Source organism: Pseudoalteromonas sp. XI10, assembly GCF_001469895.1.
Classification (GTDB): Bacteria; Pseudomonadota; Gammaproteobacteria; order Enterobacterales; family Alteromonadaceae; genus Pseudoalteromonas.
The window spans coordinates 25,525-45,980 of sequence record NZ_LOPY01000001.1 but is presented as its reverse complement, the minus strand read 5'-3'; the positions used below and the strand labels follow the sequence as shown (position 1 = coordinate 45,980).

Genomic DNA, 20,456 nt, shown 5'->3' with positions numbered 1-20,456 from the left:
TTCTAGATAATCACCTTACTATGGTTAGCCTCGCCAGAAGGTTGGCGTAAACAACACTAACAGGGTGAATATTTCTAAACGACCAAATACCATCGCAATAGTAAGTAGCCATTTTGCCGTATCAGAAATCGCTCCGTAATGAGCAGCGACTTCACCTAAACCTGGGCCTAAGTTATTTAAGCAAGCAGCTGTTGCTGAGAATGCACTGATGTTATCCATGCCGGTGCCCATCAGCGCCAACATGATAATGACAAACACCAAAGCATACGCAGAGAAGAAGCCCCAAACAGCTTCTACAACTTTATCTGGAAGTGCTTTTCGGCCTAATTTAATTGAATAAATAGCCCTTGGATGCACAAGACGATTGAGCTCACGAATACCTTGTAAGTAAAGTAAGAACACCCGCACGACCTTCATACCACCACCGGTAGAGCCGGCACAGCCGCCAATAAAACTTGAGAAAATAAGTAAAATAGGCAGGAACAGTGGCCATGCTGAGAAGTTGTCTGTCGCAAAGCCCGCGGTAGTACTCATTGATACCGCTTGGAACATAGCTTGATCGAGAGTCTCATCACCATCGGCATAAATATTATTTGATGACAGCACAGTAAAGCAGACAATGACCAATGCTAATTGAATCAATAAGAACACTTTAAATTCAGGGTCGCGTAAATAAACACGAATATTGCGTGAAGCTACCGCCGCATAATGCAGTGAGAAGTTAATGGCTGCGATCAGCAAAAACACGACGCAAATAAAGTTAATTAATGGGCTATCAAACTGCCCCATCGATGCATCGTAGGTAGAGAAGCCGCCTATCGCAATCGTAGAGAACGCATGACAGATTGCATCAAACCAATCCATTCCTGCAGCCCAATACGCAAGCGTACAGGCTATCGTCAGCGATACATAGATATACCAAAGATGCTTTGCAGTATCGGCAATACGCGGCGTCATTTTTGAATCTTTAACCGGACCAGGTGTTTCTGCACGGTATAGCTGCATACCACCGACTCCTAGCATAGGCAGTACCGCGACCGCGAGTACGATGATCCCCATACCACCTAGCCACTGCAGTTGCTGGCGATAAAAGAGAACTGATTTAGGTAGGTATTCTATGCCCGTAAGTACGGTAGCCCCTGTGGTTGTCAGCCCAGAAAAGGCCTCAAATACGGAGTCAGCTAAAGAAAGATTAGGCTCTTGTAAGAACACTAACGGCACCGCAGCGAAGGTACCTAGTACTAACCAGAACAAGACTACAATCAAGAAGCCTTCACGGGCTTTAAGGTCACCATGCTCATGACGGTTTGGGTAATAAGCTGCTAAACCAATTACAACACTAAAGATGAAAGCAAGAACGAATGGCACACCACCACCGTCTTTGTAGATCAAAGACACCAGTGCCGGTGGCACCATAGTGATACTGAATAACGCCACCAGCTGGCCGAGAATTTTTATTATGGTACGAAATTGCATCTAGGCGTATCGCTTTCTTATTAAATGTTTAGCTAATACAGTTTATTGTCTTACAGCCTTAATTGTAAGTAAACGGAATGTATTATTTTTACATTTCAAACTTTTCTGACTTTTAGGCTAACTCCGCCATGTGTCAATTCATGGATATCATCAATCGCTTGCTCTGCCTGACGGCTATCGATCTCAATGTGCCATGTGATGTTCTCTGCAAATTGTTTTTCGATATTAAGCACCTGATACTGATTTTTTAATAACTGCTCAATTGCACCTTGTACGCTGTAATCACTTTGACCAACCAGTTCAACACTCGGTACCTTGGTAATGGTTTTAAGCTCTCGCATGGCATTATTTAAACTACCGCCGTAAGCGCGAACTAGCCCACCTGTACCAAGCTTGATGCCCCCGAAATAACGGGTTACCACCGCTGTAATTTCACCAATACCAGAGCCTGTTAATACATTAAGCATTGGCTTACCTGCTGTGCCATTGGGCTCACCATCATCAGAAAAGCCATACACATGACTACCACCGGGGTTACCCGCAACATGTGCCCAGCAATTATGACGAGCATCGCTGTATTTATCTTGAATCTCTTTGATAAAGACTTTGGCTGCCGCAAGATCTGGGGTGTGGGCAATATGCACAATAAAGGTGCTTTTTTTGATTTCTTCTTGGTAAAAAACCGGCTCAGCCGGATATTGGTATTCAGACATAATTGCTTATCTAAAAAAATGGGGCCTATTGGCCCCGATATTCACTAACCTTTATCGTTAATCTAAGTGTAGATCACGAGTCATGTTTTCTAGGCTATCTTCATGAACGATAATATTATCTTCAATACGGATACCGCCAAATGGCTTAAACTCTTCAACTTTTTCCCAGTTAATAAACTGTTTGTTGTCAGTTTGCGCAAGGTCACCTAATAACGAGTCGATAAAGTATAAACCAGGTTCAATAGTAAATACTTGGTTCTTTTCGATTAAGCGAGTGCAACGTAGGAACGGATGACCTTCAGGTGGTGCTTGGTGCGCACCTGTATCATCAGCCATGAAGCCACCCATATCGTGAACTTGTAAACCAAGATGATGACCAAGACCATGCGGGAAGAACGTCGACGTAATACCACGCTCAACAATTTCAGCGGCTGGTAACTTCACAATATTAAAGTCGCTTAGTACTTGCGCTACACGCTGGTGACAATCTAAATGCAATTCACCGTATAACAAGCCCGGTTTTAATGCTTTACCTAAAGCGATTTGATGCTCAGTCATTACTTTAATTAAATCGCTAAACTCACCTGACTTTTTAAAGTCATAAGTACGTGTAATATCAGCAGCATAACCATTAAAGTTTGCACCTGCGTCAATAAGGAAAGAATGATGCGTTTGCGGCGCTTTAGGTTCAAAATGCGTGTAATGTAAAATTGCACAGTTCTCATTTAGTGCAACGATATTACCGTAAGGCATCTCGTTTTCACTCTGGCGGGTAGCCATAAGGTAAGCTTGTTGAATATCAAACTCTGAACCACCAGCAAAAAACGTATCACGTGCTGCTTTGTGGCCATCTACCGCGATACGGTTAGCTTGGCGTAAACACTCAAGCTCGTACTGTGTTTTATAAGCACGATGAAAATGAAGGTAGTTCATAACTGGCTCTGGGTTCATAATACTAAAGCCCAGCGCTTGCGCTACTTCTAGGTATTCACCGATATAGGCAAACTTTTCTTTATCGTAAGGAAGTAGCTTTTCTACCTGATCTGGCTGTACTAATAATTCAATATCAAAATACTCAGCCCAAAAATCACGTGGTTCGTCAGGCACTTTATGCCAAAAGTCCACAGGACGATAAAAAATCAGTTTCGGCTTAGATGCACCATCAACCACAATCCAACAATGTGGGTTGTCGATCACTGGTAACCAAGCTTTAAATTGCGGATTCACCTTAAACGGATAATACATGTCATCTAAAAACTGACGTTTAGCCTGACCTGAGTGAATTACTAACCCTTCTAAACCTTCACGCTCTGTAATTGTTCGAGTGCGTTGTTGCAAGGTTGCAATATGTTCGGCGTATAACACCGCTAATTTATCCATAGTAAACCCATCTTTAGTAAATTTAACTTGTTAGCAGTCTATCATAGCCAGCACTATCCCCCAACTGAGGGAGGATAGTGTGACAAATCGAGTTTAACCACCCATCGACATATCAAGAATTGGCGCTAGAACATTGCCATCGCGTCCTAATCGAGTGTGATAAACCTGTCTGTAAGCAAATACATTCTTAACGTAGTTTCGTGTTTCTGTATAAGGAATTAACTCAATCCACAGCTCAGCTGGCATAGCTTGCTCTGGGATCCAGCGTTTAATACGATGATAGCCTGCATTATAAGAGGCCGTTGCCAGGATTTCGTTGCCATGATTTTTCTTTTTCAAATACTGCAAATACTCACTACCAAGACGAATATTAGTACGAGGCTGGTATAACTGCTTACGCGACACTGAACTCTTATTCATATATTTAGCAGTGCTTGGCAACAGCTGCATTAAACCATGGGCATTGGCATGAGAACGCGCATCGGGCGCAAAAGAACTTTCACGGCGTGAAATTGCAATGCTCCAAGCAACATCAATATGGCTGCGGCTGCTATATGTTGCAAATACATCTTTGAACGCAAATGGGAAACGTAAGTCGACATAGTCCCACTCTTTTAACTGCGCCAAGGTGTAGATAGTACTGTCGTACCAATCAAGTTCAGCAGCAAGCAATGACGCAGCAAGCTTTTCTTCTTTGGTTGATGTACCCGTTAAATAATTCCACTCACGACGCGCAGATGTAAAGCGCTCAAGCTCATATAAAGCACGAGCTCGTTTAAAGCCTGGAGCATTAGCAACTTCAAGCTTTAGTTTATTACTAATATTTATCTCTTTATTATTTAAGCTAACCGGAATACCTAAGCGTGCAGATGCTAAAAAGCCGTAATAATCACGCTCTTTAGCCACGGTTTGCCAGATTTCACGAGCACGTTCGACTTCACCACGTTGGTTTAAGCTATATGCTAACCAATATTGTTGACCTAGGCTCAGGTTTTCTTTGCCTGTAAAAAACGCCACAATGCCAGACCAATCTTGTCTCTCTAACATATTGCCAAGTTGCCATTGCATTAACTTTCTAGTTTGACGGTCTTTAGGCACTTTATTTAACCAAAAGCGCGCTTGTTGGTGGCCACTTGAAGCAAGCGACAAGGCAAAGCTGTAGTAAACATCCGCTTTTTGCTCATCAGTATAATCGAACATGGTTTCGAGCTTTTCCCAAGCGCGTAGTGCAAGGTCTTTATCTCGCCATACTAGGCGCTTAACTCCATAAATCGCAATCTGCCCTTCTTTAGCAGATTTTTTCTTGTAGCGATAAAGGCCCGCTGAAGCACTCGGATCTTTGCGTACCTTTAAATATAAATCAGCTAAATATTGGTCAGCACGAGGCAGTAATGTTTTTAAGTATGGAATTAAACTTGATGAGCCGCCTTCGGCAGCCAAGCTAATGCGCTGCCAAACCCGCTCTTCGGTCTGGTAACCTTTTTTCTTCCAAAGAGAGAACAACTTATCGCACTCTTTTGGTTGTGATTTTCCTACCACCCATAAATCAGTCACTTGATTCATGATGGCTTTTTCAGGCGCACCTAAGTCCAATTGAAAACTTAAATAAGGACAGGTCAATTCGTTATTGCTTGTTTCGCGATAGTTACGAATATAAGCCGCTTTTTTGTTGTACTTTTTTAAGTAATTAAGCCATGCCTTACGTACAGGCCACTCTAGTGGCGTGTTTTGGTATACATTGAGGTAGTTTTCGATTTCTGTCTGGTGTTTAAGGCTCGGATTACGTTGCCAATAAGCCTTTTCGACATAAGGCTTCAAAGGGTGATCAAGCCCACTTGCCGCCTCTTTCATGTCTTGATAATCACCGTAACGCGCCTTTTTTTCTGCTTTTAAAAAAGCGTCATGTTTATCGTTGGCTTCAGCTGCAAAAAAAGGAAAAAGTAATGCGGCAGCTGTCCAACCAAGGAGTTGTTTTTTCATGATGACCTTTAACAAAAATTAAAGAATTAATAACAAAAAACTTCTCCTACACCTTAGCACCAAACCAGCTATATTTTAACCAATCGCGATAAAGCGCAGTAAATTTTTCGTTGCATTTTCATTTTAAAGCAAGCACACTGATTGAAATGCAAACTCATCGTACCAGTCTTAGTTAATAAACTAGGGAGAATAATAATGTTATATAAAAGCGATTCATTTGAAGTTGCTTTCATCAAGGACAACATCGCCGAGTTTAAGTTCTGTGCAGACGGCTCAGTAAATAAACTTTCGCAGCAAACCTTGCAAGATTGCGCTTTAGCATTAAAAGAATTGGCAACAAACTCAGATATCAAAGGCATGGTGTTCACCAGCGATAAAGATCATTTCATTATCGGTGCCGACATTTTCGAATTTTTACCTACCTTCACTAAACCTCAAGAAGAACTTGTTGCATGGATCAAAAATGCAACTGACGTTTTTGATGCAATTGAAGATTTACCTTTCCCAACGCTAAGTGCTGTAAACGGCATGGCGCTTGGCGGAGGATGTGAGTGGGCACTTGCTACCGATTACCGCGTTGCTAGCTCTAACGCTAAAATTGGCCTACCTGAAGTTAAACTAGGCATCATGCCTGGTTTTGGTGGTACAGTTCGCCTTCCACGCCTTATTGGCGCTGATAATGCGATGACATGGATCACTACAGGTAAAGAAAACCGCGCTGCTGATGCCCTAAAAGTAGGTGCTTTTGACGCGGTAGTTAGTGCTGACAAACTTTTAGAGTCAAGTATTGCAACACTTGAGCAAGCAATTGCTGGCAAGCTAGATTGGCAAGCAAAACGACAAGTAAAATTACAGCCACTGAAAATGAACCGTGTTGAGCAAGGTATGAGCTTTGCGATGGCTGAAGGCATGGTAATGGGTCAGACAAAAGGTCACTACCCAGCACCTGTTATGGCTGTAAAAACAATCAAAGCTGCAGCAAACTGTGAACGCGCTGAAGCAATGGCAATTGAAAACGCTAACTTTGCTAAATTAGCAGCAACAAGCGAAGCTGCTGCACAAACAGGTATTTTCTTAGCTGACCAATACATTAAAGGTAAAGCGAAGAAGCAAGCTAAACACAGTGAAATTGAGATCAAACAAGCAGCTGTATTAGGCGCAGGTATTATGGGCGGCGGTATTGCATACCAGTCTGCTTATAAAGGCACACCTATTATCATGAAAGACATCAACCAAGATGCACTTGATTTAGGTATGGGCGAAGCATCTAAGCTACTTGGCAAAAAAGTACAACGTGGCCATATGGCGATGGATAAGATGGTTGCTACCTTAGGCAAGATCAAGCCAACGCTAAACGATGCAGACTTACAAAGCGCAGACATCGTTGTTGAAGCCGTGGTTGAAAACCCTAAAGTGAAGCAAGCTGTTCTTGCTGGTCTTGAAAAAGACTTACCAGCGGGCACTATCCTAACTTCAAATACCTCAACAATTCGTATTGACGAGTTAGCATCGGCACTTGAAAAACCAGAAAACTTCTGTGGTATGCACTTCTTTAACCCAGTGCCAAAAATGCCATTAGTAGAAATCATTCGTGGTGAAAAAACATCAGAAGCGACAATTAATGCGGTTGTTGATTACGCATTAAAACTTGGTAAATCACCAATCGTTGTAAACGACTGCCCTGGTTTCTTTGTAAACCGCGTACTATTCCCTTACTTTGCAGGTTTCAGCAAACTTGTTGTTGAAGGTGCTGACTTCACTAAAGTTGATAAAGTGATGGAAAATGTATTTGGTTGGCCAATGGGTCCTGCATATCTTCTTGATGTTGTAGGTATCGATACGGCTTACCACTGTACTGGTGTAATGGCTGACGGTTTCCCTGAGCGTATGGCTCGCCAAGATAAAGACCCAGTTACTGTATTTGCAAACGAAAAACGCTTTGGTCAGAAAAATGGTGCAGGTTTCTACCAGTACGCACCAGACCGTCGTGGTCGCCTGAAAAAAGCAAAAGATGCAACAGCAACAGAGTTACTAAGTGCTATCACTGATGCACCTAAAGATTTCGACAAAAAAGAAATCATTGACCGTTGTATGATCCCGATGATCAACGAAGTACTACTTTGTTTACAAGAAGGTATCGTAGCGTCTCCACAAGAAGCTGACATGGCGCTAATTTACGGCATTGGTTTCCCTCCATTTAGAGGCGGTGCATTCCGTTACTTAGATCAAACTGGTTTAGCGAACTTTGTTGCGACAGCAGACAAGTACGCTCATTTAGGTGCGATTTACCAAGTATCAGATGAAACTCGCAAGTGGGCCGAAGAAGGCCGTGTATTCTATAAGGTGGAAGGATAAGAAACATGAATAATCCAGTAATCGTAGATTGTATCCGCACACCAATGGGTCGTTCAAAGAACGGCGTATTCAAAAACAAGCGTGCGGAAGATTTAAGTGCTCACTTAATGAAAGGTTTGTTAGACCGTAACCCAGCCGTTGATCCAGCATCAATTGATGATATTTACTGGGGCTGTGTACAACAAACTTTAGAGCAAGGTTTTAACATTGCTCGTAACGCATCACTACTAGCCGGTATCCCTCACTCAGTACCAGCTGTCACAGTTAACCGTTTATGTGGTTCATCAATGCAAGCATTACACGATGCAGCACGCGCTATTATGACTGGCGCTGGTGATACCTACATCATTGGTGGTGTTGAGCACATGGGTCACGTACCTATGACTCACGGTAATGATTTTCACCCGGGTCTATCGACGTCTGTAGCACAAGCTGCTGGCGTAATGGGTTTAACTGCAGAATACCTTGCTACGCTGCACGGCATTAGCCGCGAGCAACAAGACGAATTTGCTTATCGTTCACACCAACGTGCACACGCTGCAACTGTTGAAGGCCGTTTCCGTCGTGAAATCCTGCCAATGGAAGGTCACGATGCAGATGGTTCTTTAATCTTAGTTGAAGACGATGAAGTAATCCGTCCTGAGACAACTGTTGAAGGCTTATCGCAACTACGCCCTGTATTCAATCCAGCATCAGGTAGCGTAACGGCAGGTACTTCTTCTGCACTTTCTGACGGCGCGTCAGCAATGCTTGTAATGAGCGAAGAGAAAGCAAAAGAACTTGGTTTACCAATTCGTGCGCGTATTAAATCAATGGCTGTTGCAGGTTGCGATCCATCAATCATGGGTTACGGCCCAGTTCCAGCTTCGCAAAAAGCACTTCAACAAGCAGGTATCACTATTGACGATATCGATGTTGCAGAGCTTAACGAAGCGTTCGCAGCACAATCTCTACCAGTATTAAAAGACTTAGGTCTGATGGATGTGGTAGATGAAAAAGTTAACCTAAATGGTGGTGCAATTGCACTTGGTCACCCACTTGGTTGTTCTGGTTCACGTATTAGCACAACGCTTGTTCACCTAATGGAAGACAAGAACGCTAAATACGGTCTAGCAACTATGTGTATTGGTTTAGGCCAAGGTATTGCAACTGTATTTGAGCGCGTAGAATAACGAGCTCACACCAAACATCTTGGTGATAAAAAGGCGCACTGAATTGCTCAGTGCGCCTTTTTTATTTGCTTTGCTTTCGGTTATTGAAACTGGCGGCAATAGAAAGTTAAAATAGCCGCTTATTAATCGTCTCTTTCACCTAAAAGGTCAGCCATGAGTTTTGATAATCCCGATCACCAATTAGATGCACTTGGCCTTCGTTGTCCAGAACCTGTCATGATGGTGCGTGGTGCAGTACGAAAAATGAAAGATGGCGAAACCTTACTTATTATCGCCGACGACCCATCAACCACTCGTGATATCCCAAGCTTTTGTACTTTTATGGATCACACACTTGTGGCTAAAGATGTAGAACAAGCACCGTATCGATACTTAGTGAAGAAAGGGTTATAACGAGCTTGTAGGTTGGGTAGAGCGAAGCGAAACCCAACGTAACTGCAAGGTGATAGCAACAAATTAAAGTTCGTCAAATTCAACTTTTAATCGAAATTAAGCTATTCTTATCATTTAACATTCAAGGATGAATGTATGCGATACAGAAGAGTATTGATCCCCGGTGGCACATATTTCTTTACTCTAGCGATTGCGCAAAGAAACTCAGCACTTTTAACTTCAAACATCACTCTGCTACGTTCAGCTTATAAAAGTGTGGCTAAGTCACACCCTTTTAAAACGCTTGCCATTGTCATTCTTCCAGATCACTTACATGCTATTTGGCAACTACCCGTTGGGGATTGTGATTATGCAAAACGGTGGCGGTTAATTAAGTCTAATTTTTCTAGACAGCTAAATAATTACGAGCATAAATCGCCTAGCCGTATTCAGAAATGTGAACGAGGCATTTGGCAGCGACGGTATTGGGAGCATTATATAAAGGACAAGCAAGACCTAATGAACCATATTAATTATATTTACTTCAACCCTGTTAAACATAAATATGTGAATCAAGTCGAAGACTGGCCATTTTCGTCTTATAGGAAATTGAGTAAGTCATCTCCTTTTAATTTGTCAGGTGATGAGTTAGATATCGCACTTAATCTTTATGAAGATTGATGAGAGGTTGGTGCTTTGTTCTAACGCTAGCCTAACTAGTGTAGGTTGGGTTGAGAGCAACGAAACCCAACATGTTGTAGGTACTTTTCTTCTACGATATATCGAATACTCCTGATAGCAAATCCGTGAAGGGTTCGGTATCGTAGCTACTCTTCAAGGTGAGTGTATGCGTTGGGTTTCGCTCCGCTCTACCCAACCTACCAGCGCAGAGTTTTACTTTCGAGTTACTGTCACTTTTGGTTGATTACTATCGCGGTAATCAAAACTCACTACATACACACCTTTTGAAGCGGGTTTGAGTACGTAGGTTGGGTTGAGAGCAACGAAACCCACATGTTGTAGGAACTTTTCTTCTGCGATATATCGAACACTCCCGATAGCTAATCCGTTGCAGAGCTAGATACGATATCCCAGCTAAGCTTCAAGGTGAGTGTATGCGTTGGGTTTCGCTCCGCTCTACCCAACCTACCAGATTAAAGCTATTTCTTCGTTACTGTCACTTTTGGTTGATTACTATTGCGGTAATCAAAGCTCACGACATACACGCCTTTTGCAGCGGGTTTAAAGCTGAAATAATTGTAGATGGTATTACAGTCGGCATTGGCGGCTTGGCCTAGAACCAATGATTGCCCTGCTGGGTCCATATCACTGTAACCACAGTTATAGCCTTCGCTAAAATCTGCATCCGCTACTTTGAATTCATAAACCTTACCTGGTGTTGAAAACTTAACTTCGGTTTGGAATATGCCCGGTGCAACTTGCTCTAATTGATACTGCGGCTCGGCATCCCACAAGGTAAAATCACCACGTAAATACATAGTACGGTCAAGCTCTTTGCTTGGCAGAATATCGTCAATGCTTGGCATTTGCATTTGGCTAGAACAGGCAGTTAATAAGCCTGCTAATGCTAAAGTAATTACACGTTTCATTACTGTTCCTTTTGCTACAAAAAAGCCAGCACTGAGCTGGCTTTTAATAATTGGCTACTGCTTACTTCTGAAGTACAGAAATATCAGCAATATCTAAAAACAGACGGCTTAGTTGGCTTAATAATGCTAAGCGGTTTTGTTTAACTGCTTCGTCATCTGCCATTACCATGACGTTATCGAAGAAGTTATCAACACTCTCACGGATACCCGCAAGTTGTGACAATGCTTCTTGGTAATCGCCATTTGCATATAAAGGTGCAAGCTCAGTTGCAAACTTAGCAACGTGTGACGCTAATACTTTTTCTGCATCATCGCTTAATAGGCTCTCATTCACATCACCTTGTGTTGTGATGTCATTTTTAGCCAAGATATTGCTTACACGTTTATTTGCTGCTGCAAGCGCTTCTGCTGCGTCTAATGTACGGAAGTGACTTACCGCTTTAACACGGCGGTCGAAATCAACTGGTTTAGTTGGACGACGAGCTAATACGGCTTGAATGACATCAACTTCGATACCTTCATCTTGATACCATGCGCGGAAACGACCTAGCATAAACTCAAACACATCTGTTGATACGTTTAGGTTCGTTAGCTTTTCACCGAATAGCGTTTGCGACTTAGCAACAAGGTCTAAGATATCTAACGGTAATGATTTTTCAACCATGATGCGTAATGCACCAATTGCTGCACGGCGAAGTGCAAATGGGTCTTTGTCGCCTTTTGGCGCTTGACCAATACCAAAAATACCCACCAGCGTATCAAACTTATCAGCAATTGCTACCGCACAGCTGATCACATTTGTTGGTAAGTTATCACCCGCGAAGCGAGGCATATATTGTTCATTTTGCGCTAGTGCAACTTCTTCAGCTTCACCGTCGTGACGAGCATAATGCATACCCATTACACCTTGTACGTCGGTAAACTCCATAACCATTTCGGTCATTAAGTCTGTTTTACTTAATAAACCTGCTCGCTTAGCCAGCTCTGCATCGGCACCCAATTGCTCAGCAATGTAACCGGCAAGTTCACTGATACGCTCAGATTTATCTTTCAGCGTACCAAGTTGCTTTTGGAATAAAACAGTATCTAGCGACTCTAAGCGACTCTCTAGCGTTTTCTTCTTGTCTGTTTCGTAGAAGAACTGTGCATCAGCTAAACGAGGACGAACAACTTTTTCGTTACCAGCAATTACCACGCTTGGATCTTTACTTTCGATATTTGAAACAAATAGGAACTTGTTAAGTAGGTTGCCATCTTGGTCTAATAATGGGAAGTACTTTTGGTCGTCCTTCATGGTATAGATAAGCGCTTCTGAAGGAACATCTAAGAATGCTTCTTCGAATGTTGCTGTCAGCGTTACTGGCCATTCAACCAAGGATGTTACTTCTTCAAGTAAGTCTTCATCCATCGCTACTTTTGCATTTACAGCGCTAGCTGCTGCTTCAATTTGTTCGCGAATTTGTGCTTTACGCGCTTCGAAGTCAGCGACAACGTAAGCAGATTTCAGCACATCAAACACATCATCAGCATGGTTGATTGTTACTTTTTCTGGATGATGGAAACGGTGACCTTGTAATTGGTTGCCAACTTGCTTACCAAGGATTTCGCCTTCGATCAGCGTGCTACCAAATAAGATAGTCGCTGTGTGCACTGGGCGAATAAATTGTGTTTTATTTGCACCCCAACGCATTGGTTTAGGGATAGGTAATTTAGCAAGTGCTTTGTTTACAGCATCACTCATAAGCGATGTAGTTGCTTGACCTTCAACCTGTGCTTTATGTAATAACCAAGCGCCTTTATCTGTCTCAAGTGTTTGTGCATCGCTTACATCGATACCACAACCACGAGCCCAACCCATTGCTGCTTTTGTTGGATTACCATCGGCATCAAAAGCGGCTGCAACTGCAGGGCCACGCTTTTCTACAACCTTGTCATTTTGCTTAGCCTCAAGTGCAGTAACACGCAAACCTAAACGACGTGGTGATGCGTACCAGTTAACACCTTGGTGATTTAATTCTAAGCTTGCAAGCTCAGTTGCTAAGTTCTCAGCAAACGACTCAGCAAGTTTACGAAGTGCTTTCGGTGGCAACTCTTCAGTGCCAATTTCTACTAATAAATTTTCTGCTGACATGCTAATTCTTAATCCTTACAAAGCGGGAAACCAAGAGCTTCACGGGCATCATAGTAACTTTGCGCACATGCTTTAGATAAAGCACGAACACGTAAGATATAACGTTGACGTTCTGTTACTGAGATAGCGTGACGAGCGTCTAATAAGTTAAACGCATGTGATGCTTTCATTACTTGCTCATAAGCTGGTAATGGTAAGCCTGCTTCAATTAGCTTTTCGCTTTCTTTTTCACAGTGATCGAACTGTGCAAATAAGAACTCAACATCCGCTTGTTCGAAGTTATAAGCTGACTGCTCTACTTCATTTTGATGGAATACATCACCGTATGTCACACGACCCATAGGACCGTCTGCCCATACTAGGTCATAGATACTATCTACGCCCTGAATATACATTGCTAAACGCTCAAGACCATAAGTGATTTCACCGGTTACTGGTGAGCACTCTAAGCCACCTACTTGTTGGAAGTAAGTAAACTGAGTTACTTCCATGCCGTTTAACCAGATTTCCCAACCTAGACCCCATGCACCTAATGTAGGCGACTCCCAGTTGTCTTCTACGAAGCGAACTTCATCAGTTAGTGTATCAATACCAACAGCAGCTAAAGAGCCTAAATAAAGCTCCTGGATGTTTTCTGGAGATGGCTTTAATACTACTTGGAATTGGTAGTAATGCTGTAAACGGTTCGGGTTTTCACCATAGCGACCATCAGTTGGACGGCGGCATGGTTGAACATACGCGCTCGACATTGGCTCTGGGCCAATTGACTTTAAGAAAGTTAACGGATGAAATGTCCCTGCTCCCACTTCCATATCGAGTGGTTGAGCAATCACACAGCCTTGCTGTGCCCAATAGTCCTGTAAAGCCAGGATCAAACCTTGAAAGGTTTTAACGTCATATTTTTGCATATTTGGCTTATAGTATCTGGTGCGTTTAGTCTGAAAATTGCTCTCAGTATACCTTGTGTGCAGTAAGGTTTTAAGCAGTTTGTGCTTTTTCAGCAATAAAAAAGGAGCCTGTAGGCTCCTTTTTAATTCTTAATTTCGCGTTATACGTCTAGGTTAACTACACGTAGCGCATTCGTTTCGATGAAGTCACGACGCGGCTCAACTTGGTCACCCATTAGAGTCGCAAACAATTGGTCTGCTGCTACTGCATCTTCAATTGTTACTTTCAACATACGACGTGCATCTGGGTCCATAGTGGTTTCCCAAAGCTGATCAGGGTTCATCTCACCGAGTCCTTTATAGCGTTGAATATAAAGGCCGCGTTTCGATTCATTGATTAACCACTCTAATGCATCCACAAAGTTATCAACAGCAAGAGTTTTCTCACCGCGTTGAACATATGCCCCTTCTTCAAGTAAGTTAGCAATGTTTACACCTGTCGCTGCTATGCGTTTGTAGTCACGCGATGTAATGAAGTCATGGTTTAGTACATGTGCTTTATCCACACCATGCTGACGAATATTCACAACAGGATAATACATGTTGCGCTCAGTATCGTGCTCAGTGCCCGCATGGAAGATAGTTGCATCTTCATCACGTGCAATTAAGTCTTCAACTAGCGTGTTAGTCCACTCTTTAACTTTTGCATCATCTGCTAAATCAGCTTCGGTAATTTCGCTTTGATAAATTAAACGTTCCATAATTGAATTTGGATATTTACGTTTTAAGCGTTCAATCACTTTAACTGTATTTTGATAATCGTGAACGATTCTTTCTAGTTCTTCACCTTCAAGTGCAGATGCACCTTCGCTTGTATAAAGTGCAGCATTGTTTAATGCTAATGATGTTAAGTAATCAACAAGCGCTGGGTCATCTTTAATGTAGCGTTCTTGCTTACCTTTCTTCACTTTATAAAGTGGTGGTTGCGCAATATAGATAAAGCCTTTTTCTACAATTTCTGGCATTTGACGATAGAAGAAAGTAAGAAGTAAGGTACGAATGTGAGAACCATCCACGTCCGCATCGGTCATGATAATGATACGATGATAACGTAGTTTTTCTGGGTCATATTCATCACGCCCAATACCACAACCTAATGCAGTGATTAGAGTTGCGACTTCTTGAGAAGAAAGCATCTTATCAAAGCGTGCTTTTTCTACGTTAAGAATCTTACCTTTAAGTGGCAAAATTGCTTGGTTTTTACGGTTACGACCCTGCTTAGCTGAACCACCTGCAGAGTCACCCTCCACTATATATAGTTCAGAAAGTGCTGGATCTTTTTCTTGGCAGTCAGCCAATTTACCTGGTAAGCCAGCTAAATCCATTGCACCTTTACGGCGTGTCATTTCACGTGCTTTACGCGCTGCTTCACGAGCTCGTGCTGCATCAATAATTTTGCCAACAACTGTTTTAGCATCAACTGGGTTTTCTAATAAGAACTCAGTTAATTTTTCTGCCATTGCTTGTTCTACAGCAGACTTAACTTCACTTGATACTAGTTTGTCTTTCGTTTGTGATGAGAACTTAGGATCAGGAACTTTAACACTTACAACAGCAGTTAAGCCTTCACGAGCGTCATCACCCGTCGCATTGCTTGTTGTTTTCGCTTTTTTGTTAAAACCTTCTTTTTCCATATAGTTATTTAGCGTACGCGTTAATGCTGCTCTAAAACCAGCTAAGTGCGTACCACCATCACGTTGTGGAATGTTGTTAGTAAAGCAGAATATGCTTTCTTGGAAGCCATCGTTCCACTGCATTGAAACTTCTACACTAATACCGTCTTCTTCACGCTCATGGGTAAAGTGGAAAACACTTTTATGTACAGGTGTTTTATTACGGTTTAGATATTCTACGAACGCTTGGATACCGCCATCATATTTGAAGTGGTCTTTTTTAGCCTCTTCGCGCTCATCGGTAAGAATGATACTTACACCAGAGTTTAAGAACGAAAGCTCACGTAAGCGCTTTGCTAAAATATCGTAGTGGAAGTTAAGGTCAGTGAATGTTTCACCACTTGGCCAGAAACGTAACTCAGTACCTGAGTCTGTTGCGTCACCAATTACAGCTAATGGCGCATCAGGTACACCCATAGTATATGTTTGTTGGTGAATTTTACCTTCACGACGAATTGTCAGCTGTAGTTTTTCAGATAGTGCATTTACTACCGAAACACCTACACCGTGTAAGCCACCAGATACTTTATATGAGTTATCATCGAACTTACCACCAGCATGAAGTACCGTCATGATAACTTCAGCCGCTGAAACACCTTCTTCTTCATGAATAGATGTAGGAATACCACGACCGTTATCTCTTACAGAGACTGAACCGTCTAAGTGAATCGTTACAAAAATATCATCACAATGACCAGCTAAGGCTTCATCGATAGAGTTATCAACAACCTCAAACACCATATGGTGAAGGCCTGTACCGTCATCGGTGTCCCCTATATACATTCCTGGACGCTTTCTTACTGCGTCTAATCCTTTAAGTACTTTAATACTCGACGAATCGTAATTCTCAGACATGGTTAATCCCACTTATCTTGTTATTAGGTTGCCATGTTTCACGTGGAACATTTTTAGTTCTCGTTGCATGGGTTCCACCACAGCAGAAATACTTTCAGATAAAATTGATGAGATAAAAAGTTGCGAATCGCAATGAGTCAAAAGTTGACCCACTTTTTCTTTTGTATCTTCACCCAGTTCTGAAGGTAAGTCATCTATTAGCAATATAGATTGCTTATCTGTTTCTGACTCAATTAAGCTATTTTGCGTTACTTTTAACGCATAAAGCAAGAGCTTCAATTGACCGCGAGAAAAGGTATTTTCTACACTGTTACCAGAAACACTAAAACTAAAATCAGCTTTATGCGGACCTTTACTTGTGAAACCTTGTTTGGCATCACGTTCAAAGCTTTGCTCAAGCGCCTCTGAGAGCGTTTCACTCTCTTTCCAGCCCGCATGAAAGTTAATTTCTAAATCGCTTACAAGCGTTAATTCTGCACACATTTTATCAAAAAACTGCTGCTTAAACCTACTTATATACGCGATTCTTAGATTATTTATTTGTTCAGCTAGTCTAACAAATTCTTTATCCCAAAACTTGATCTGTTCGAAATAATCTCGAGGTTTACTTTTTAATAAAGCATTACGTTGCTTTAGTACTTTATTAAAAGATTGCCACATGTAAAAAAAGTCATGTTCCACGTGGAACAATCCTAGATCGAGAAATTTTCTACGTTCTTTTGGGCCGCCAAAAAACAATGAATAGCTTTCTGGAGTAATAACTTGTACCGGCACTAGCTGAGCTAATTCAGAGATTTTACGGCTCGTTTTTCCCTGAATCTTTAAAGACGTTTCACCCGCTTGGTTTTTACTTATACCAATCGGAATAGACAAATCATGCAGCGCTTTGCGACCATGAATCACAAACTTGTCTTGTTGATGCTGAATGATATTTTTATGTTTGGCGGTACGAAATGATTTACCGTGAGAAAGGAAATATATCGCCTCAAGGAGACTGGTTTTTCCGCTGCCATTTTCGCCATAGATAATGTTTATGCCATTAACCGGCTCAAGTGTCAGCGCCTCAATATTCCGAAAATTATTGAGGCTTAAATGACTTAAACTCATATAAGCTTATAGGCGCATCGGCATTACAACGTACATAGCTTCTTCGTCACCTGCACCTTCAATTAGCGCACTGCTATTAGAGTCTGCAAGTGTAAAGGTTACATCTTCTGTTTTTAATGTATTAAGCACATCAAGTACATAAGAAACGTTAAAGCCAATTTCAAGTTCGCCGCCTTGGTACATTACTTCAACCACCTCTTCAGCTTGTTCTTGCTCAGGGTTGTTTGCAGTAATTTTTAATAAACCTTCAGACAAGTTCAAACGTACACCACGGAACTTTTCATTCGATAAAATAGACACACGTTGGAAAGCACTGCGCAACCATTCACGGTTAGCAGTAATCACTTTATCACCACCACGTGGCAATACACGACGATAATCAGGGAAACGACCATCCACCAGCTTACTGGTAAACGTAAACTCAGTATCAATAATACGAATATGGTTAGCACCAAATTGAATGGTTACTAGCTCATCATCAGCCACCATTAGGCGCATAATTTCTTGCACACCTTTACGTGGAATAATTAACTGACGTTGTGTATTTAAAGACTGTGGTAATTGCTTTTGTGCAATCGCCAAACGGTGACCATCTGTAGCCACTGTTTTAATATCTGCGTTATCAACTTCAAATGACATACCGTTTAAATAATAACGTACGTCTTGATTCGCCATAGAAAAGTGCGTGCTTTCTAAAAGTTTACGTAATTCTAAACGCGTTAGTTGAAATTCAACTTCACCATCCCACTGCTCAAGATTCGGAAAATCTTCAGCGGCCAGCGTAGTTAAAGAAAAACGGCTTTTACCACTTGTTAATAGTAACTGATGATCTTGGCTACTTAACGTTAGGTCTGAGCCATCAGGTAAACTTTTACAAATATCGAGTAACTTTTTAGCTGGTAAAGTGAGTTGCGTATCTGTTGTATCTTCACCGACAAACACACTCGCCACTAACTCAATTTCAAGATCGGTACCCGTCATCGAAAGTTGTCCATTTTCAACAACTAACAGTACGTTCGATAAAATCGGTAAGGTGTGCTTACGCTCAATCGCACCAGACACTTGAACTAAAGGTTTTAAAAATTGCTCTCTTGATATTGTTATTTGCATAATAAAGTCGGCCTTAAGATGACAAGGTTCTTATTAAGTTTTGATAATCTTCTTTCACTTCGTGGCTTTCATCACGTAGTGATTTAACTTTACGACAAGCGTGTAATACAGTTGTGTGATCACGACCACCAAAGGCGTCGCCAATCTCAGGTAAACTGTGATTTGTAAGTTCTTTTGATAATGCCATGGCCACTTGACGTGGTCTTGCTACTGAACGGCTTCGACGTTTAGATAGTAAATCTGATACACGAATACGGTAATACTCAGCAACAGTGCGTTGAATATTATCTATCGTTACCAGTTTATCTTGCAGCGCAAGTAAGTCACGTAGTGCTTCTTTTACAAAGTCGATTGAAATCGGACGACCAGTAAAGTTTGCATTAGCAATAACGCGGTTTAACGCCCCTTCTAATTCCCGCACATTTGAACGCAACTTTTTAGCGATAAAAAAGGCAACTTCGTGAGGTAAATTGATTTTACTTTGCTGTGCTTTTTTCATCAAAATAGCAACGCGCGTCTCAAGTTCTGGCGGCTCAATAGCAATGGTTAAGCCCCAACCAAAACGTGATTTAAGGCGATCTTCAACCCCTTCTATCTCTTTTGGATAGCGGTCTGAAGTTAAGATAATTTGTTGATTTCCTTCAAGTAAAGCATTGAAGGTATGAAAAAACTCTTCTTGTGAGCGTTCTTTATTAGCGAAAAATTGAATGTCATCGATCATCAATGCATCAACACTTCGGTAATAACGTTTAAATTCTTCTATGGCATTATTTTGTAACGCTTTAACCATGTCTTGCACAAATCTCTCTGAGTGCATATAAACAATTTTCGCGTCTGGCTTATTAGCCATAATACCGTTACCAACAGCGTGTAATAAGTGAGTTTTACCTAAGCCAGTACCACCGTATATAAATACAGGGTTAAATGCTGAACCTGGGTTATCTGCAACTTGAGTCGCTGCAGCTTTTGCTAATTGGTTTGATTTACCTTCAACAAAGCTATCAAAGGTATAATTTTCTTTAATGTTTGATTTATAGCCTGATTTTGGTGCAGGTTCGACCGCTGCTTTTTCAGGTTTTGGCTGTTGCTTTTCAGCAGTTTGTTGTGGAACAGATGCGCTCGTTTCTGCTGCAGCCGGTGCAGATGCCACTTGGGCATTTAAAATAGGTTTACTACCAACATCAAAACGTAACTCAGGTGCTTCATCACCACAAATTTCAACGAGTAGTTCATTAATACGGTTTAAATACTTTTCTCTCACCCAATCCAAAACAAAACGGTTAGGTGCATATATAGTCAACGTATCTTCGGTACTTTCTGCTTGAAGTGGTCTTACCCACATACTGAATTGCTGTGAAGGCAATTCATCTTGCAATACATATAAACAACTTTGCCAAACCGACAGATACACAGTTAAACTCCCAGAGATTTAATTTTTATTCCCGTTCATCTTTAATGATGGAAAATCAAACATTTATTGCTAATCTTTGACCAACTTTCTTGGCCCAGACCGACTATTATGAAGGTACTTTATCCACAAGTACAAGATTGATTTTTATGAAAAATATGATCTCA

General features: G+C 41.6%; 15 protein-coding genes. 4 read left to right on the top strand and 11 right to left on the bottom strand.

Annotation, left to right across the window (positions count from 1 at the left end; translation table 11 throughout):
- Positions 1-24: 24 nt before the first annotated feature.
- The 4 genes from AUR67_RS00195 to AUR67_RS00180 form a co-directional block, all read right to left on the bottom strand.
- Positions 25-1,476, bottom strand: coding sequence for a TrkH family potassium uptake protein (locus tag AUR67_RS00195; protein WP_054563770.1), 1,452 nt, complete (start codon positions 1,474-1,476; stop codon positions 25-27).
- A 95-nt stretch (positions 1,477-1,571) separates the two neighbouring features.
- Positions 1,572-2,189, bottom strand: a complete 618-nt coding sequence (locus AUR67_RS00190; RefSeq protein ID WP_058583682.1) for a YigZ family protein — start codon at positions 2,187-2,189, stop codon at positions 1,572-1,574.
- Positions 2,190-2,246: 57 nt separating this feature from the next.
- Complete coding sequence (gene pepQ / locus AUR67_RS00185) at positions 2,247-3,569, bottom strand: Xaa-Pro dipeptidase (protein ID WP_058583681.1); 1,323 nt, start codon at positions 3,567-3,569, stop codon at positions 2,247-2,249.
- A 93-nt stretch (positions 3,570-3,662) separates the two neighbouring features.
- Positions 3,663-5,549: a transglycosylase SLT domain-containing protein gene (locus AUR67_RS00180; protein ID WP_054563767.1), complete on the bottom strand. Its 1,887-nt coding sequence runs from the start codon at positions 5,547-5,549 to the stop codon at positions 3,663-3,665.
- Between the two features lie 195 nt (positions 5,550-5,744).
- Here AUR67_RS00180 and fadB point away from each other — a divergent pair, with 195 nt between their 5' ends.
- From fadB to AUR67_RS00160, 4 genes are all read left to right on the top strand, one after another.
- Positions 5,745-7,904 (top strand): fatty acid oxidation complex subunit alpha FadB, encoded by a 2,160-nt coding sequence (fadB, locus tag AUR67_RS00175; RefSeq protein ID WP_058583680.1) that lies wholly within the window; start codon positions 5,745-5,747, stop codon positions 7,902-7,904.
- A gap of 5 nt (positions 7,905-7,909) precedes the next feature.
- Entirely contained in the window at positions 7,910-9,076 is a 1,167-nt protein-coding gene (gene fadA, locus AUR67_RS00170; protein ID WP_054563765.1) for an acetyl-CoA C-acyltransferase FadA, read from the top strand.
- A 153-nt stretch (positions 9,077-9,229) separates the two neighbouring features.
- Positions 9,230-9,469, top strand: coding sequence for a sulfurtransferase TusA (tusA, locus tag AUR67_RS00165; RefSeq protein ID WP_054554785.1), 240 nt, complete (start codon positions 9,230-9,232; stop codon positions 9,467-9,469).
- A gap of 135 nt (positions 9,470-9,604) precedes the next feature.
- On the top strand, positions 9,605-10,129 hold the full coding sequence (locus AUR67_RS00160; RefSeq protein WP_058583679.1) for an REP-associated tyrosine transposase: 525 nt from the start codon (positions 9,605-9,607) through the stop codon (positions 10,127-10,129).
- Positions 10,130-10,608: 479 nt separating this feature from the next.
- Here the strand turns inward: AUR67_RS00160 and AUR67_RS00155 are convergent, their stop codons facing one another.
- The 7 genes from AUR67_RS00155 to dnaA all read right to left on the bottom strand — a co-directional run bounded on the left by AUR67_RS00155 (position 10,609) and on the right by dnaA (position 20,292).
- Positions 10,609-11,058, bottom strand: coding sequence for a hypothetical protein (locus AUR67_RS00155; protein WP_058583678.1), 450 nt, complete (start codon positions 11,056-11,058; stop codon positions 10,609-10,611).
- Between the two features lie 61 nt (positions 11,059-11,119).
- Positions 11,120-13,189, bottom strand: a complete 2,070-nt coding sequence (gene glyS / locus AUR67_RS00150) for a glycine--tRNA ligase subunit beta (RefSeq protein WP_058583677.1) — start codon at positions 13,187-13,189, stop codon at positions 11,120-11,122.
- A gap of 8 nt (positions 13,190-13,197) precedes the next feature.
- Positions 13,198-14,097 (bottom strand): glycine--tRNA ligase subunit alpha, encoded by a 900-nt coding sequence (glyQ, locus tag AUR67_RS00145; RefSeq protein ID WP_054554789.1) that lies wholly within the window; start codon positions 14,095-14,097, stop codon positions 13,198-13,200.
- 140 nt (positions 14,098-14,237) lie between these two features.
- Positions 14,238-16,664: a DNA topoisomerase (ATP-hydrolyzing) subunit B gene (gyrB, locus tag AUR67_RS00140; protein ID WP_058583676.1), complete on the bottom strand. Its 2,427-nt coding sequence runs from the start codon at positions 16,662-16,664 to the stop codon at positions 14,238-14,240.
- A 12-nt stretch (positions 16,665-16,676) separates the two neighbouring features.
- Positions 16,677-17,771, bottom strand: a complete 1,095-nt coding sequence (gene recF, locus AUR67_RS00135) for a DNA replication/repair protein RecF (protein WP_058583675.1) — start codon at positions 17,769-17,771, stop codon at positions 16,677-16,679.
- 6 nt (positions 17,772-17,777) lie between these two features.
- Positions 17,778-18,881, bottom strand: coding sequence for a DNA polymerase III subunit beta (gene dnaN, locus AUR67_RS00130; protein WP_054563760.1), 1,104 nt, complete (start codon positions 18,879-18,881; stop codon positions 17,778-17,780).
- Positions 18,882-18,894: 13 nt separating this feature from the next.
- Positions 18,895-20,292, bottom strand: coding sequence for a chromosomal replication initiator protein DnaA (dnaA, locus tag AUR67_RS00125; protein ID WP_058583674.1), 1,398 nt, complete (start codon positions 20,290-20,292; stop codon positions 18,895-18,897).
- Positions 20,293-20,456 lie beyond the last annotated feature (164 nt).